This is a genomic window from Paenibacillus sp. PAMC21692 (assembly GCF_014303795.1).
Lineage (GTDB): Bacteria > Bacillota > Bacilli > Paenibacillales > Paenibacillaceae > Pristimantibacillus > Pristimantibacillus agaridevorans.
On the sequence record NZ_CP060293.1, the window covers coordinates 7,144,049 to 7,161,507 of the forward strand.

General features: G+C 47.8%; 11 protein-coding genes. All 11 read right to left on the bottom strand.

Going from position 1 to position 17,459, the window contains the following annotated elements; all coding sequences use genetic code 11:
• Nucleotides 1-136 precede the first annotated feature (136 nt).
• The 11 genes from H7F31_RS28795 to H7F31_RS28845 all read right to left on the bottom strand — a co-directional run bounded on the left by H7F31_RS28795 (nt 137) and on the right by H7F31_RS28845 (nt 17,392).
• Nucleotides 137-4,807, bottom strand: coding sequence for a DUF4838 domain-containing protein (locus tag H7F31_RS28795; protein WP_187101612.1), 4,671 nt, complete (start codon nt 4,805-4,807; stop codon nt 137-139).
• Between the two features lie 494 nt (nt 4,808-5,301).
• A complete protein-coding gene (locus tag H7F31_RS28800; RefSeq protein ID WP_187101613.1) occupies nt 5,302-6,486 on the bottom strand; it encodes an N-acetylglucosamine-6-phosphate deacetylase in 1,185 nt (394 codons plus the stop codon).
• A gap of 16 nt (nt 6,487-6,502) precedes the next feature.
• Nucleotides 6,503-7,240 carry a glucosamine-6-phosphate deaminase gene (locus tag H7F31_RS28805; RefSeq protein WP_187101614.1) on the bottom strand — a complete coding sequence of 246 codons (738 nt, stop codon included), beginning with the start codon at nt 7,238-7,240 and terminating at the stop codon, nt 6,503-6,505.
• Nucleotides 7,240-8,514: a Gfo/Idh/MocA family protein gene (locus H7F31_RS28810; RefSeq protein ID WP_187101615.1), complete on the bottom strand. Its 1,275-nt coding sequence runs from the start codon at nt 8,512-8,514 to the stop codon at nt 7,240-7,242. Before H7F31_RS28810 ends, H7F31_RS28805 begins: the two co-directional genes overlap by 1 nt.
• Before the next feature lie 33 nt (nt 8,515-8,547).
• Nucleotides 8,548-10,530, bottom strand: coding sequence for an alpha/beta hydrolase family protein (locus tag H7F31_RS28815; protein ID WP_187101616.1), 1,983 nt, complete (start codon nt 10,528-10,530; stop codon nt 8,548-8,550).
• Between the two features lie 45 nt (nt 10,531-10,575).
• Nucleotides 10,576-11,805: a Gfo/Idh/MocA family protein gene (locus H7F31_RS28820; RefSeq protein WP_187101617.1), complete on the bottom strand. Its 1,230-nt coding sequence runs from the start codon at nt 11,803-11,805 to the stop codon at nt 10,576-10,578.
• A gap of 18 nt (nt 11,806-11,823) precedes the next feature.
• Nucleotides 11,824-12,654, bottom strand: a complete 831-nt coding sequence (locus tag H7F31_RS28825; protein WP_187101618.1) for a carbohydrate ABC transporter permease — start codon at nt 12,652-12,654, stop codon at nt 11,824-11,826.
• Nucleotides 12,647-13,528 (bottom strand): carbohydrate ABC transporter permease, encoded by an 882-nt coding sequence (locus H7F31_RS28830; protein ID WP_187101619.1) that lies wholly within the window; start codon nt 13,526-13,528, stop codon nt 12,647-12,649. Before H7F31_RS28830 ends, H7F31_RS28825 begins: the two co-directional genes overlap by 8 nt.
• A gap of 78 nt (nt 13,529-13,606) precedes the next feature.
• Entirely contained in the window at nt 13,607-14,950 is a 1,344-nt protein-coding gene (locus H7F31_RS28835) for an ABC transporter substrate-binding protein (protein WP_261800166.1), read from the bottom strand.
• Between the two features lie 283 nt (nt 14,951-15,233).
• Complete coding sequence (locus H7F31_RS28840) at nt 15,234-16,268, bottom strand: LacI family DNA-binding transcriptional regulator (RefSeq protein ID WP_187101620.1); 1,035 nt, start codon at nt 16,266-16,268, stop codon at nt 15,234-15,236.
• A gap of 44 nt (nt 16,269-16,312) precedes the next feature.
• Entirely contained in the window at nt 16,313-17,392 is a 1,080-nt protein-coding gene (locus tag H7F31_RS28845; protein ID WP_187101621.1) for a GNAT family N-acetyltransferase, read from the bottom strand.
• Between the last annotated feature and the right edge of the window lie 67 nt (nt 17,393-17,459).

Consider the following 17,459-nt stretch of genomic DNA (forward strand, 5'->3'; position numbering starts at 1 on the left):
AGCAGGGCGCGATCAAGTTCAAGTCTATTGGCAGCGAGGAAGTGCAAATTAGAGGCACACCATAAATAGGACTATGAGAAAAACAGGCTGTCCAGCAGCCAGTTTCCACTGGTTTCTGGACAGCCTTCTCTGGTGATCAAGTATTCCTCACGGTTACGCTCCTGATTGCACTGGAAGTCACCCCGGCATCATTAACAAGCTCCACGCGATACTCATACGTACCGGCTGGTCTGCCATTGATCTGTGTCTGTGCTGTCTGCGCACCTGGCGTTGCCGCAACAAGAGACTGCTCGTCGATCAGCACTCCGTTCTCGTACAAACGATATGCGGTTCCATTCGTTCCCCACCACATATTCATTGTAATCTTGTAATTGCCGTCTCCATCCCAATTATCATCAGTGAGAACCGGAACACCCGGCGCTGCATCAGTCACTGTGACTGTCAATATATTGCTGGTCGTCACTCCAAAACCGTTGATCAATTCTGAGCGATACACATAGCTACCGTTCGCCCGGCCGCTAATAGCGGTTGCCGTGGTTTGCACTCCCGGCGACTGATCGCTCAGTAATTTTGTTTCTATTAATACATCATTCTCATACAAACGGTAAACAACACCATTGTTTCCCCACCACATATTCATTGTGATGGTATAATCGCCATCGCGAAGCCCTGTATCCTGACCATTATTATCGGCCAATATCGGCTTGCCCGGAGCAGCATTGCTTGCCGCAGTACCGATGACTTCAACCAACGCCGCCTCTGCTGTATGCGTGCCGTAGGCTGCACTAATGACTGCTGTACCTGCTGTCTTATACAAGACGATCCCGTCGAAGAGCACTTCAGCAACTGTATGATCTGAACTTGAATACACAACCTCTGTGCTTACATTTTCATCTGTACCGTCACTGTAAATAGCATGAACCGTTATCCGTCCTGAGCCGCCTGCCGGGGCAGACAAGTCCAGACCGCTCAACTCCAGACGAAGCAACTCCGGTTCTTCATTCGTTTTCACAACAACCAGCTCATACGAATCCGTCAATCCCTCATATGTCGCAGTTATCGTCGTTGTTCCCGCAGCCTTAGCTGTAACAACACCGCTCGCACTTGCTTCTGCTATCTCCGGATTGCTGCTTGCATACGCAATACCGTCAGCATCCGTTAAGTCTTCGCTGCTGTCATCACTGTACGCAGCTATCACTTGCAACTGCACAGTCTCAGTGACTTCCATCGAAGCAAGGGGACCCGCAATTTGAATACTTTGCAGTATCGCCTCTTCCTCTTCAACAACGATTTCCAATCTCATATCATCAAACCACACCGGAGAACCATCATATGCCGGTATGCGGAAGTACAGTTGTAAAATTTCGGTCTGGCTTCGAGGCGTGATTTCTCTTTCATAATACACCCAATCATCGACAGCTCGAACACCCGCTAAATACGTATAGAGAATGGTTTGACCGCTTGTATTCGTCTCCCGTATCCCGAATTGCCCTTGCCCTGACGGACTGTATATCCAGCCGCTAACGCGATATGTTGCACCGGGCACAACTGCAACATTGTTTGATCGGCTCTGCTTTACCACGCTCGAATCCGGTATAAATTTAAACGAATAGGTTCCGCTATGCGCTTTTTCGTCCACGCGTTTGGCACCGGTACTCCCCACTGTCCAGCCAATCGGAATCGTCGGATCGTTGGGATCGCCATTCTCAAAACCCGGATTTCCAATCAGGTTGCTGGTATACTCCGCTTGAAAATCGATCGTTTTTATCGGCACTCCGCCTATCATGATTACCAATGCAGCATCATACCGATCTTCTTCCAGTTCCGGAGTAATGGTCAGATTGCCTGAAATGGTCAATTTCTGACCGGCTGGTATCTGAACTGGGTTGTTGAACGCCAATTGCATTCCTTCAGGCACTATACCTTCCAACGAGAGTTCAAGCGGCTGCGTTTCTTTGTTGTGCAAGGTAACCGCAATCGGATGCGCTCCTCTGACACTTACACGTATAACCTTTGAATCCAATTGGACGGCAAGAGATTGGTTTAATATTTTATTGCCATCATTATAGAGGACATCGACAAGCTCGTTCGGGCCCCCCTCTTCCATCCTCTGTTCCAATAGGGCTAAGAATTGAGCTAACTGTTGTATATAAGACGCCAGTTCATTTTGATCATAATGACCTTCCGCCAGATCGAGATGCTGCAGCAAGGCTGACGCCAACACTTCTTCTTCTTCAGCCAAACGATCGACGAGCGGCCTCAAATCTCCCACGGAAGATGCGGATTGATAAACAACTACATCATCTAAATGTACAACAACATCTTCCGTATTGCTGACCTGTGTATTGATCAAAATGCTGGTAAGATCGCCGCCATTAAAATGCTCCGGCAATTCTTCCAGGAAATTCACAGTTGCCCATGTTCCGGCTGTATCTGCAAAAGCGACTCTGTCCGATCTATATACAAGTTTTTTTCCGGCAGTATTATAGGCCTCGATAACAATTTGCAGTGTTCCGCCGCTCTCCGAGCCCTCAGGGGTATAGTAACGAACCGAAGATGCCAGCAATCCTGGCGTGACCGGGATCGTCTGATACACCCCGCCAGCTTGCGTATTCTCAAAACGCATACTGCTATTTCCCTGCTCATCAGTCACCCTCGTAATTTGTGCGGATTGATGCGGATTCCAAATGTTCCAGGAATCGGGCTTGGTGCCGCCCCACGTAAAAGAAGGATTCATCGACAAGGATGTCACTGAATCAAGCGCCAGCAGCAATCTTGAAAACTCTCTCAGTTTAGGCGTTTCAAAACTCTGCAATAGGGATTGCAACGCATTCGTTATCATCCCGCCCTCGGGCTCATACTGCTCAATATATTTCACCAAGTTCCAAAATTCATACGCGTTCCATCCCGACCAACTCTCTCCAACCGGAGTGGCAGGATATCGCAATGCAGGGATCTCTTCGTATTCTGCAAGCAACTCATTACGGCGTTGAACCACGTTCAACCGAAATTCCAACGTCTGCTCCAACTCATCCAATATGTCCAGAGCTTCCTGCTCCGTTGTTGGCATATCTATTTTACCCGGATAGCTCAAAACTGAAATTTCATAGTATTCAAACTGATGAAGCAACTGCTCCGCCCGTAATTTTTGCTGTTCCGTTTCTGCTTTGGCGAGCACCGAGTCAAGTAATTCTCTGCTCCTCCGAATCTCATCTTTCGCCAAAGCAAGGTATCCATTTTCATTAAATGATAAGTAAATATAATCCTTGGAAATTTGGAACCAACCGCTATTTACCGCTTTCTCATACCAAAATGTTTCCCATATTTCAAAATATTCTTTTAGATCGGCAGCAGCTTCCTCGCCAACAGCGCGTTCATACCAATGTTCCAAAAGTTCATCTACATCTTGATCCCGATTCCATTGCAATTTTGCAATAATCCATGGCTGAGGTCCATCTCCCAGTACAGGGTGCATATCCCAATGATGCACCAGAACATTGTTTTCTTCTGCATATTCGTACAAATCAGCCAGTAAATGCGGATACACGCGAGGCAATGGGTAGTGGTAACTCAACATATAATCATACCAGCCCAGTTGTGAAGCAACCTCGCCCCACTGATCCATCAGATCCTGTTCTTTTTGCCTGACCTCATCATCCATCCAGGCAAGACGGTCTTTCGTAATTACCGGAATCACTCGTTCATTCAATTCAAATTGAGGAGGCTCTGCAACTTGATCGTAAGCGTAGACGCCAAACCATTTATCCGGATGTTCGACAAGCACGCGCTCAACCACATCATTAACCCATTTATAATAGATTTCAGACATATGGGTTCTGCCGTAAGAATTTATCCTGTCAGGTCTGTCCGGATGACCGGGCACATCTTCACAATAACCTTGTTTGTCATTGACGGCCAAAGAATACGAGGTTGCTTCAGGATTTCGATCAAAATAAGCGTTAATTCTTTGAACAGCTACGTCCACCGTTCCCGGTACAGTAAAGCAAGGCTGCCAACCGTGTATCACTCCCGGTGCCGGAGGAGTATTGTTTGGATAGAACTCCGGATTGGTTTGCCCATATATTTCTACTGGAAACAAAGCATACAGATTATGCCCCAATGCAATGGGTTGTTCCGATACCGTCCTGTTCCGTACCAGCCACTTCTTGCGAACATCTCCGTACTTGCTTGTACTTCCCATATTTATCGTGCGGCGCAAAGTCATGAAAGTGGGTTCATCGCGTACATCTTGCTCGGGAAGCAACACTTCATTTAGTTGCGGCACATCTTCCCAGTCCTCAGTGGGCATCAACCAGGTTACTCCCACATAACGTTCAAGGAAGTCAACTACGCCGTTGCGTGTTCCGATTGATGTCGGACCCACAATGGTAAGGGAATCACCGTCCGGGTGGATGAAAAAACCGTCCGGATGCAAATTTTCCAATCCGTCGGCAACATGCTGATCTGCCGGATAAGAGCCGGCGCCGATTTGAATGCGAACGACGGACTCATCATAAGCCGACTCATCAAACTGACCTAGCTTATGCACAGGCAGTTCTACTCCTGTTGACTTATATAAATATTCGACCAAAGTGTCGGCGGCATCTTGCGTTACGGCATCAGCATCGTCCGCAATAAGAATAACAGCATGAGCTTCACTGTCACTAATAATCACCGTCCCTGCTATCTCTTCCGCATGCACATGTGAACGGTCCATCATTGTAAGCGATAACAAAATTATGATTAAAAATACAAAGAAAAATAGTACGACAGAAGGCTTCTCTGATACTCTCTTCAAGTTCATCATTTTTTTCCTCCCTGTAATACAATATCGTTACTCTCAAAACACCCATGCGATCCCCTCAGATCAAGTCATATAACTTTCGTTTCCCCTCCCTTGCTCTTTTGGTGGACTGATCATTTGCTCGCAAACATAAAAGAAATCGTTTTCTTTTATGTCAGTACAAACCCACTACTTTAGTTGTCTCCTCCAACCTGCTGAATACCCCCTAGTTTGATAGCTTATATCCCAATTTTTTAATTCAAAGATATACTCTTCAAACAGAAAGCACTCCGCTATAAGTCCTTTTTGACCAAATTGTGGTTAGAAATAACAGAGAATAAAGTAATCGATTTCTGAAATATATTACCATGAAAGCGCTTTTTTGTACATGTTTTTTTTGTTTTTCGTGATCAATTTACCAGAAAACATGCGATTATAATTTACAACAAAAAAACAGGGTCTGTTCCACAAGTCAAACTTCCCTTGCTATCGAACAGACCCATCGAATAGTTATTAAGTTACCCTGTGAACACCGACTCTCCTGACACGACAGTCTCTCTGACCAAAATCTTACCGCTCTGTTCATCATAATCGAACAACGTTAAATCGGCCGGACTGCCGACTTGCAATCGCCCTGCCTGCTCATCCCGCATCACCTTCGCCGGTCTTAACGTCACAGCTTCGACCGCTTCTGCCAATTCCATATCCGTATAACGAATCGCATTAGCGATACCAGTGTCGAGAGAGGCGGCGGAACCCGCCAAAATATCCGGATTCGCTGCCGTATGCAGCCAGCCGTTCTCATGCAGTACAACTTTACCGCCGATCAGACTGCTGTATTCTCCAGGAGGCATGCCTCCGAATTGTGTGGTGTCGCTCACCAGGATGCTTTTCTCCCGCTTGGCTCTGAGCATGGCCTTCAGCACCGGCGGAACCAGGTGGTGGCCATCCGGAATAAACGCCGCCCATAGCCGATCATCCGCCAATTGATGCCAAATGTAATTCGGATGGCGCGGCAGCATCGGATGAGAGCCATTGCCAAGATGCGTGCAAAGCGTGGCGCCGGCGCGAACAGCACCATCCAACTGCTCGGCAGTTGCCGCCGTATGCCCGATAGCCACCACTACACCGGAGTCCGCCAAGCGTTCGATGAACGCTATAGCCCCAGCTCGTTCCGGCGCCAAGGTCACCATGCGGATTCGTCCCTCGGCAGCATCCTGCAATCGCATGAATTCCTCCCAGTTCGGGTCTCTGGTATGAGCCCGCGGATGCGCCCCCCTGCTTCCGTCCTCACTGGATAAATACGGTCCTTCCATATGAATGCCGCTTATCGAAGCAGCCGCATATTGATTTGTACGGCTATAGTCGGCAATAACCGACATCGCTTGATGCATCCGCTCAAAGCTTCCGGTGATCACAGTAGGCAAGTAAGTGGTCACGCCTTTGGCATGCAGCGTTCGGGTCACGCCTTCCACGTCCTCAATGGTCGTCCGCTCTGCATTCAAGTCATATCCGCCAAAGCCATTCACTTGCAGATCCGTCCAACCTGCCGAAATCCAAGGCAATGACTGGTTCAACAGCTGCTGGCCTACCGCCGATGGCGAGGAAGGGGCGGCTAACGGGGTCACCCCCGTAATCACACCGCGCTCCGCCTCAACTTGCACAGCTTCGCCTGTAGTTGTCAGCTTCCCTTGCCATTTCATCTCCATAGCCTCCGCTTCAGCACCACGCATAAATGAGCGAAGAAGACTGTTTATCCAGATACAAGCTCCAATTGGCATGGGTTTTCATAATCGTGGCTGGAGTATTCACGTCAACTTCATTCTTCAACGTGTCTTGAATCGCACGCGCTTTCGATTGACGAGGCACAACCGATATAATATTGCGGCTCTTCAAAATTTGCTGCACCGACATCGAGATGGCTTGCTTCGGCACGTCTTCCATCGTTGCGAACCAGCCTTCGCCAACCTGCTGCATTTTACAAGTGTCCGATAAATCCACCACTTTGAACGGCCGCTCATCCTCAAAGTCTGCCGGCGGATCATTAAACGCAATATGCGCATTCTCTCCAATGCCAATCAACGCCAGATCGACCGGAGCCTTGCTGATTTCCCGGTTCAAGTGGTCAAGCACTTCACTGGTATCCCCTTCGCCATCCACCAGCCAATACGTTCCTATATTTACATGCTGCAAGAAGCGTTCTTTCAAATATTTGCGGAAACTGGCGGGATGCTCTACCGGCAACCCGATATATTCGTCAAGATGGAACATCTCCACCTTCTCCCAGGCGATATCCATTTTCACAACATGCTCCAAAAATTCAAACTGCGATGCTCCCGTCGAAAGCACAATTCTGGCTGTGCCATTCACCGCTATCGCTTCATTGATGATTCTTGCACTCTCGCGAGCTGCCTCCAACCCGGATTGATCTGCTGATTCAAAGATATGAATTTTCACTATAATTGCCCTCCTACATAAAATTCCTCTAGCTGCACCATTCTTTTTTCTACTCTGGAACGTTCTGCGGCAAACGCAATCAGATGACTCTGTACCGATACTTTGGCTGATGTTCGTCCCTCACTCGTCCCCTGACCCGATTCCGCAGTTCGAACAGTTCGCCCAAAGTCCTGTACAAGCCGAGCATCGCCGCCGCCATGACCAACATGTCCATCCGCTTCCTCAAGCTTGATTACATCGGTTCGGTCGGCTCCGAACGTACGAATCTCGATTTCATTCGTTTCCATCGTCGCCCGAATCTCGCCCGTTGTTCCCATCAGTTTAAGCGTGCGGTTGCATTTCTCCGTAAATGCGGTCATCGTAAACACGGCTGTCACTTCATTATCGAATTCCATCGCCACGACTTGATGATCGACGACATCATTGTCGCTTTGGAATACACAACGCCCGAATGGACCTTCTTTCATTGCTTGATACATCGTTTCGAAACGGGGATCGGCACTTGCCGCTTCCGCTTTCCACCCGCCATTTTCGATCATATACGTATCCGGCGCGTAATAGACGCACGAATCGGCTACCGGACAACCATCGATACAATATTTAGGAGCCCCTTCCGGAGCATTCTCTTTGTTGAAATAGGACAGATGTCCATAAGATGAAACGCTCAAACACTTTCCGCCTGCGAACCATTGAATAATATCTGTATCATGACAGGATTTGGCCAGAATCATGGGACTGGAATTGTCCACACGATTGAAATAGCCGCGCACGAAGCTATGAGCCTGATGCCAATACCCGACATTCTCATTGTATTGAATCGACATCAAGCGGCCAATCCGCCCTTCATCCAGCAATTGTTTGATCGTCTGGAAGAAAGGCGCGTAACGCAGCACATGGCAAATAGTCAGAATACGATTATGTTTATCCGCTACACGCTCAAGTTCCACACATTCTTCCCAATCCGGCGACATCGGCTTCTCCAACATGACATGATAGCCCGCTTCCATCGCCTTGATAGCTGGCACATAATGATCTTTATCTCGCGTGCAAATAAATGCCGCATCCGCTTGCTTGCCGGCAGCAAACAGCTCATCCCACGTTTTGAAGCACCTCTCTTCCGGGATATCAAATGCTTCTTTTGCGCGATTGCGCTTAACATCATCCGGTTCAGCCACAGCTACAATCTTCATCTCATGCGATCGCTTGCTGGCATATTCGCCGTACCTGATCCCTCTAAGACCCGCACCGATCAATGCAATTGTAATTGGCTTCATCGAGCTCCCCCCATTTCCTTCCTTATCCTGAACCTATAGCTGATCTATTTGCACGTCATAATATTGCAAAATTCCAGGTATAATCACGCTCATTACGTCGCGGTCATCCACTATTCCCTGCGCCAACCAATCAGACAAAGCGATAGATCGCGAGTTGCCGTCTGCCGACAAAGATACTTGGTGAAGTCTTGCATCCAGTTCGGCAGCCAGTTCAGCATAAACGCGAAACAAACCTTTTGCGTACAGTTCAATCTGACCGCCGCCGTTGTTGAACAAAGAAGCTGCAAAATCTGCTGCCCGAAGCACATCATAAGTACGCAGCGCCGCCAAGCTGTCGCCCAGCCAAATCAATTCATCCGTAAACTTATGAAGCATGCCAAAGAATCGGTCATTGGATCGTCCATAAAGCAAGCCGGACGGTTCATGCGGTCCCACGGCAGATACATTAAGAACCAGTACCGTACGCCCCGAAGCGCACATCGATTGAATCCAGCTCCACTGCCAATCCAAATTGGCCGTACCGCCCGGCCATAACGCAATTGTGATTGGTGTTGAACAGCTATGCCCATCTGCAACTTCCGCATGCTCGCTTGAGCTGAACAAATATCCGCTGTTCATGACTTCCGGCTGCGACCACCATAACGCATACCTGATACGCAGACCATCGCGAGACGGCAATTGGACAAAACGAGCGTTCAACTCGCAACGTTCACGGTCAGCCAGCACGATGCGCTTCAACCATTCTCTGGCCGCACCCTCATTTTCAGCAGAAGCACGGGTCACTGCAAGCCGCGCGGCATGAACTGTGAAGGAATCACTAACCGTCTTGGCATCCGCATATTCCCGATTCGCCTGACCGCTAGCCGTACACTTCAATTGCTCAGCCGTAAGCGGAGCAAGCTTGCTTCGCTTCATCTCGTTTCGATACAAATTCCGTTCGGCTTCATTACGCCCCAGCAAATGCTCAGCGAAGAAATCCGCCGCCTCTATAGCCAGCACATCTGTGTATTTATGCACGGAGTCATCTTCGGCCAAACGCAATCTTTTCCCGTATCCGAGCATTTCCCAGAACCGACAGCAACGCTGAACTGTGCGACGTGTTGCTTCAATCGGGAAAAAATCATATTTCACGGCACAGACAAGCAGCGGCTTTGGCGCAAAAGCCAGAAGCAGATCCTCATGATCAAATCCAAGGCCGCTTAGTCCCGGCCATACTTGCTCCGCATCCTGCACACCTCCGGCATGCATATACTGTTGTCTGTTCATAATAAAGGTCGCAGGCGCAGCGGCAGCAATCCGCTCATCGCATACCATCATCATCGCCGTCTGCGTCCCGCCCCCGGAATTGCCTGTCACTCCGATTCGGGTATGATCCACATCCGGACGCGATTCCAGGTAGTCCACCGCACGCATCGCATCGTGAATAAAATAACGGGCAACGCTTTGCCCGAGCGCATGACACTGAACGCCCAGACGCTGATGTTCTGCCGTACCCCATACCTCTCGCCCTTCTTCATCATGCAGCAATGTCATACGTTCTCCTTGACCAATCGGGTCAACAGCGAAAACGATGAATCCTGCCTGCACCATACGCAAACACACCTCATGGTAAGTGCTGTCATGTTTGGCTTCCAAGGAATGACCGCTCAAAAACAAAATAGCGGGCGAGACTTCGGCTCTCTGCGCAGGCAGATACATATTTCCCGTCACATATTCCTTCGGTCTTGATTCGAAGACTATCTTCTCCACGGTATAGCCTTCGGCAACGACTGTATTCACAACAACAGCGTTCAAAGGAGCATCAATGGCAGGCAAGCCGCCAATCGACCTGATGAACGCCTGCTTCATTGCTTGTCGGCGTTCTTCCAAACTCTCGCAGTTATCTATGCGATCCCGCTGCTCATCGCCCGCTTCAAAAGCTTGATCGGCACGCTTATAGATATGTCGCGGCAACTGCTCCTTTGTCCAATACAACGAACACACATAACGTTCAAGCTCCATGATCTGTTCTGTCATCTCCAACGCTCCCGTGCATAGGTAATTGAACCCCGTCGTCTTGTCTTAGTGATGCAACAACCGAAAGTCAGGTACCTGCAACAGTTTTCCTTCCGCAATAGAACGGTTCGCAGTCGCTCCGATCAAGCAAGAATACGCTCCCGCCAAACTGTCCGCTTGTTGACCGAGCGGGTCTTCCACACCGCCAGCGAATATCGCCGCGCGCAGCTTGGCATCGCCGCCGCCATGCCCGCCAATTTGCGCGGACACCTCAATAAGTTCTGAAGTGCCATCCAACTTATAGTGTTTGATTGTGTCGACACCCACCGCGCTCATATTGGCATCACGATATATATTGCCGACTTCCAGCCTCCCCTTGCTTCCATTAATAGTCGCTCTCCACCCCTCGTACGGACTGTAAGCTACCAAGGAATAATTGAGGAATACCCCGTTCTCGTATTGCAAGTTGACGCTCATCGTGTCATAAATATCTACACGTTCATCGAACACGCAGCGGTCTCTCCAATAGCCGTCTTCATGCTCGGCTTCTGCGTAATATTTTGTCATGAACGGATCTTGCGTAATATCCTTGTAAAACTCGCAGGTTGCTGTATATTCACACGTCATGCAACGCTCGCCTTTTGGCTGACCTTGATCACCGTATACTTGCAGGGCGCCAAAAGCTTGAAGCTGCTTCGGTCTGCTGTCCACCCACCAGTTGATAATGTCAAAATGATGCGTGGACTTGTGCACCAGCAAGCCGCCGCTGTTCTTCATCTCGGAGTGCCATCTTCTGAAATAATCCGCACCATGATCGCGGTCAAGGAACCACTCCAAATGGACATGATGGACCTCGCCAATCGTCCCGCTCATGATTAATTCTTTTATTTTTGAAAAATAAGGCGCAAACCGCAAATTAAATGTCACCGTTACTTTTTTGCCGCTCTTCCGCTCAGCCTCCAGAATGGCCCGCGTCTTTTCTTCATCAATCGTCATCGGCTTCTCGGACACAACGTCGCACCCGGCTTCAAGCGATTCAATAATATATTGATGATGCGTGTAATCTGTAGTAGCAACCACAACGACATCCGGTTTAACTTCACCAAGCATATGATGGAAATCATTATACACAGGCACTCGACCGCACTCTTCGCTTAATAGTCTCGCACGCGTCTGATTGGTATCAAACACACCTTTAAAATCCACATACTCCTGCAATTCCGTGGCCATCGGCTTTGCGAACATATACAGCGACCTTCCGCCCGCACCGACAATCACGTATTTTTTCTTCGTCATGGTGACCCTCTCCTCGTCCTAACCTTTCATACCTGTAGATGCAATTCCTTGCACGAACTGCTTCTGCGCAACCAGATATACAATCAATACCGGCGTTGTCGTAATCACCGCACTGGCCATAAGCAACGCCTGATTCACATTTTCTGATTTCAAATACAAAATCCCCAGCGGCAGCGTATATAACTCTTTCGATTGCAAATAAATAAGCGGTCCCAACGTATTATTCCAGGCGCCCATGAAAGTGAACACGCCAAGCGCCGCAAGCGCCGGTTTGCATAGCGGCAAATAAATTCTGGCGAATATGCCCGGAGGACTGCAACCATCTATGACAGCCGATTCATAAAGCTCTTTAGGCAGCGCCTTAATGTATTGATGCATCAGGAAAATACCGAATGCACTCGCCAGAAAACTTGGAATAATAAGCGGATAATAAGTGTTCAGCATGCCGAACTGTTTCCAAATAAAATAAGTCGGGATCATGGTCACTTGACCAGGAATCATCAGAGTTGCCAACATAATAGTGAAAATAAGAGAGCGTCCCCTAAACTGAAACATCGCTAAACCGAAAGCAACAATGGCACAGGACAGCAATGCTCCGATCATATCCAGGGTGACAATAATAAAGCTGTTCAGCGTATAACGCCCAAAATTGACTTTATTCCAAACTTCCGCAAAGTTCCCAAAATCAATTGGATTGGGAATAAGCTGCGGCGGCATCGCTGCCACTGCCCCGCTTGTCTTCAACGATGTTGAAACCATCCAGACGAAAGGAAAAAACATGACAATAGCGCCAACTAATAAAAACAGGTAAATTATGATTTTAAGCGGCAGGGGAGTGGTCTTAGTCATAATGCACCCACCTCTTCTCAAAGCTGCGTTGGACTAATGTCACCGCAAGAATGACAAAGAATAGGATCCAGGCCATTGCTGATGCAGGTCCCATCTTGAATAGCACAAACGAGTCTCGATACACAATCAAGTTCGGCACCACACTTTGTTTCGGAATACCGACTTGAATACTTCCGAATAAACCAAGGAATACATCGAATGCTTGAAATGCAGAAATTGTAGATAGAATAACAACCAGGTAAACCATTGGCGTCACAATCGGGAAGACGATATGAGTCAGTTGCTTCCAGCCGGAGGCGCCATCAATCTGCCCTGCTTCCAATACTTCCTTGGGAACATTCTGCATGCCTGCCAACAAAATAATCATCGATTGTCCCAAGCCTTTCCACACGCTTACAAGCGCAACACTGGTAATAACGACAATCCACGAACTACTGTCCAGCCAACGAACAGGATCAATATTCACCAGACCGAGAAACCAGTTAACAACACCATATTGATAGTTAAACATCCAGGCCCAAACAACGCCCCCTGCAAGCCATGGAGTTACGACAGGCATGAAATAAAGTAATCTAAATAGTGCCTTGGCGCGAATCGCCTGATTGAGCAGGAAGGCGATCAGGAAAGCAAAAAATGTTTGAAGGGGTACGAAAATAAGCGCAAATGCGAATACATTTCGCATAGCAATCCGAAATTCTTCCTTATTAATAATGTTAATCCAGTTCGTTAACCCCACCCACTTGGGAGCATTAAACAAATCGTACTGAGTAAACGAAATATACGCGGAAAAAGCAACTGGAAATATCAGAAATACAACAACATTAATAACAAACGGCAGCGTAAATATATAACCCCAGTAATTTTGTTTACGCATGAAGTACCTGCCTTTCTATACATTGAAAGGTGCTAGTCCTAGCGAGCCAGCACCTTTCAACCATATAAAACTAGTTAATTATTGATTCTCATCCAATACTTGTTGCACACCCTTATGGGCGGAAGCCAGAGCATCTTCCACACTTTTGTTTCTGTGTACAATCGCTTCATTCACTTCTTGCTGAACGAGCAATCTCCACTCTGCCCAGCTAGCGTTCTCATCCAGTGTTGTACCACCTTCGGACACACCTTCTGTGAACCCTTTCTTATTCAGCGGTTTAGTCGTGCTGTTGTCAATCACACTGTAAGCAGATTGTTTTACTGGCAGTGATGCGCCGCTTTCGGCAAGAATTGTTTGCGCTTCATCACCAAGATAGAACTTCAGGAACTGCCACGCCGCTTCTTTGCTGTCATCCGATGCCCGGGAAGAAACCAGCCAGGAATTCGTAACCATCGGCACATAGCGTTTGCCATCTACCGCTTTCGGCACCTTTACAACATCCCAATCCGTATCCGGGAAATTCGTGTTCATAGCCACTTGCTGGCTGTACTGCATCATATACAGGGGTGACTTGCCGGTTGCGAACACTTCCAGCTCGCCGCCATTTGCTTTTATATAATCACCATTCGTAAAATAGCCTTCTTCAATGCCTTGACGCAATTGATTCAATCCTTCAAGCGTTTTTGGATCATCAAGCATCGATTTGGTTTTAGTGTCATCAAGAACCATGCCGCCAGCTTGCTTTATCCATGGAAACCAGCCTGTTGTAATAGAAGAACTGCCAATGAAACCAAATTGTTTTGTGTCTTTGCCTTCTTTAACCGTCAGTTGCTTAGCTGCTTCTATCAAATCCGCATATGTCCAGTCATCTGTCGGCAAATCAACACCAGCCGCTTCGAATGCGCTCTTATTGTAAGCAAGCGCCACTGAATTGATGCCGTGAGGAATACCCCACACATTGCCTTCCAGTGTCCCCGCCGCGAATAAAGCGTCAATATATTCCGAAGCATCCAGATCACGCTCGATATAAGGCTTCAAATCTTCAGCAACTCCGCGTTTGCCATAACCAAGGATCGTGGCGTTCTCTTGAAACCACACATCAGGCATGGTATTGCCTGCGATTTGTGTTGCAATCTTGGATACAAAATCTCCCCAAGGCGCTTCTTCAATCTCCACCGTAATATGCGGATGTGTTTCAATGAACTTGTCAATAATCTCTTTCTTCGTAACTTCATAACTGCCCGGCAATCCAATCTTTAGCGATAATTGCTTAGGCGGTTCTTCTGACGGAGCAGAGGATTCCCCCCCTGGCGAAGGAGCGCTTGATGGCGAAGCAGTCGAACTACCGCCGCCAGACGAGCATGCCGTGAACACTAACACCAACGCTAACAACATCATCCACAAACCAATCCTTCTCTTCAAACCATACCAGCTCCCTTTTCGTTTAATGAACCATGTTTAACGTATATTTCAGAAATCGTTACTATGTTTAGAAAAAAGTTTAAGCAATCGATTTCTGTTTAAATTGTATCATGAAATCCCTTACATAGCAATTTTTTTTGAAGAATCGCCTTTTACTCGCGCATTCCAGGTTAAAAATTTGATTCTATCCCGGATTTTTAAGTAATCGAGTACTTTTTAGACTTGGATTATAGCACACTAATTTCTATAATCCCTATCTAAATGCCCCTTCGCTCTGACGAATTTACTGCCTCCGACATTGACCGACTGAACTTCGTTCCAGCAGTTCAGGCTGCAGAATAATATCGAACGACGGAACGTCTTCCCCATTCATTCTATCAAGCAACATTTTGCAAGCCAGTTTCCCCATCTCATAATCCGGCTGTTTGATTGTGGTCAGCTGCGGATTCATCATCTGGCCAAAGTCAATGCCGTCAAACCCCATCACGGATATATCTTGCGGTACTCGAATATTTTTTTCCGATAATTCATTAATGACGCCGAACGCCATCATATCATTACAAGCAAATATCGCTGTCGGCGGGTTCGAGGCATCCAGCAGCTTTCTCGTCAGGAGCTTGCCGGTATCGAATTCAGACAACGCATCATCCGAGAAATTTGTCTTCGACTCCTCCAGCATAGGAGTTAGTCCTTCTGCTTTCATGGCCTCCATATAACCATTCGATATACTTTTGCGGCTGGGACGGTCAAGCTTCGAGGTCACATAACCGATCTGTTTATGTCCTTTCGATAGAAGATGCTTCGTCGCCAAATATCCGCCTTTATGATAATCGAATTCGATCTGACTGATCCGATCTTCTTCAATTTTTTGATCAATTGCTATGACTTGAACACCGGCTTTGATCATACTTTTGAGCTGGGATTTATCGCTGGAGATCGAAGATATAATAAGCCCCTTAATTTGTTTCTCCATAATGGTTTGGATATACTCATCCTCCAATAAGGGATCATGAAGCGAATTGCAGGCGATGACAGTAAAATTATTGTTCCGGGCGATCTCCTCGATTCCGAACAAAACCGACGAGTAGAACGGATTCATGATGGAAGGAACAATAACCCCAATTGTCGTACTTCTGCTTCCTTTCAGCTGCCTGCCAAGCAGATTGGGAACATAATTCATTTCCTTGGCAAGGAATAGTATGCGCTCACGCTTTATTTTGCTAACCGGATAACTGCTATTGCTGAGCACTCGCGACACCGTCGCCGATGAGACATTCGCCGCTTTGGCTATATCATGTATTGTTGTTGGCTTACTCATGGTACCCTCCGTTAGAATCAATATTTGATGACATGTATTGTCCCCTACACATAATTTAGTCCTACCGTGTATGGGAATGGCAATGGCAATCCAGTTATTCCCGATCCATCGGCGGCAGGCATGTTGAACAAAGCTTGAATACGCTGCTCATCATCGAGCAATTCGAGCCGTCTTGTCAGTTCCGCGGCCGATCCTCCTCTAGCTCTCAGATAAGGATCCAATTGAGCGCATAATTGCTCTAGATTGACCAGATGAACCAAACCCGAATTCGGCAGAGACTCGCCGGGAATGGTGGTTAGGCATTCCTGCAGTTCGTTCTCATACCAATTCACTTGAAGTTGCAGCCGCTTCACTTCCTCCGTTGCGATAACATGAGCATAAATAGCGCATAACGCCTCAACGCCGCCAGCCCACTCTACTACAAATGACGGACGCTCTGATTCCTTGCCGTTGCCCGGTACGGCAATAACAGCAAAAGCCGCTTCCTCCCCATCATGTTCCGCGACCCATACCTGATGGCGAAAACTCACATTGCTGGCATAAGCCTCGTTTTGAATCAATGCGGCCAAATCCGTCAAGCTTTGCTCATAGCGGCTGGACCTGGACCTTGCCAATTCGGTCAGTCGAAACCAATCCGTCGGCTGCAGCTTTCTCACGTGAATTCCGGAAACGGCGCTCTGACCATTCCGAGCAGGCATATGGCTTGCATCCAGCACATATCGTTTCATGCTGCCGAACGGATAACATGCGGCACGCGCATAAATGGACCGATGACCCGACACCAGAATAAGCGACGCCCCTGATGCCTGAGCGTGCTCAATGACTGCGGACATCAGCCGGCTCGCGTAGCCTCTGCCTCTTGCTTCCTCATGCGTGCACACCGCTCCAACAGAATAGATATGCAATCTTGCTTTCTCAATCTGTATAATGGCTGGAACAAATCCCATAAAAGCGACCAGCTTGTCGTCTTCGAAAACACCGAACGACTGTCCCAGGCTTGGCGAGAAGACAACAGGATAGGCTGTTCCCATAGAAACCTGTCCATTAGTGCGAAACACATGATCGGCCAATTGTATCGCCTCTTCTAACTCAGCAGCACCTTGCAGCAAACATATGGTTGCCATGTCTGTTCCTCCTGAATCTATAGATACGCTTCTATAGCTTCCTTGATTATAGCAATAGAAATCGCAC

Bases quoted from the DNA above. Each gene is read 5' to 3' on its own strand.
- H7F31_RS28845 (WP_187101621.1), bottom strand. From the start codon at position 17,392: ATGGCAACCATATGTTTGCTGCAAGGTGCTGCTGAGTTAGAAGAGGCG.
- H7F31_RS28795 (WP_187101612.1), bottom strand. From the start codon at position 4,807: ATGATGAACTTGAAGAGAGTATCAGAGAAGCCTTCTGTCGTACTATTT.
- H7F31_RS28810 (WP_187101615.1), bottom strand. From the start codon at position 8,514: ATGAAGCCAATTACAATTGCATTGATCGGTGCGGGTCTTAGAGGGATC.
- H7F31_RS28840 (WP_187101620.1), bottom strand. From the start codon at position 16,268: ATGAGTAAGCCAACAACAATACATGATATAGCCAAAGCGGCGAATGTC.
- H7F31_RS28820 (WP_187101617.1), bottom strand. From the start codon at position 11,805: ATGACGAAGAAAAAATACGTGATTGTCGGTGCGGGCGGAAGGTCGCTG.
- H7F31_RS28825 (WP_187101618.1), bottom strand. From the start codon at position 12,654: ATGACTAAGACCACTCCCCTGCCGCTTAAAATCATAATTTACCTGTTT.
- H7F31_RS28800 (WP_187101613.1), bottom strand. From the start codon at position 6,486: ATGAAATGGCAAGGGAAGCTGACAACTACAGGCGAAGCTGTGCAAGTT.
- H7F31_RS28830 (WP_187101619.1), bottom strand. From the start codon at position 13,528: ATGCGTAAACAAAATTACTGGGGTTATATATTTACGCTGCCGTTTGTT.
- H7F31_RS28815 (WP_187101616.1), bottom strand. From the start codon at position 10,530: ATGACAGAACAGATCATGGAGCTTGAACGTTATGTGTGTTCGTTGTAT.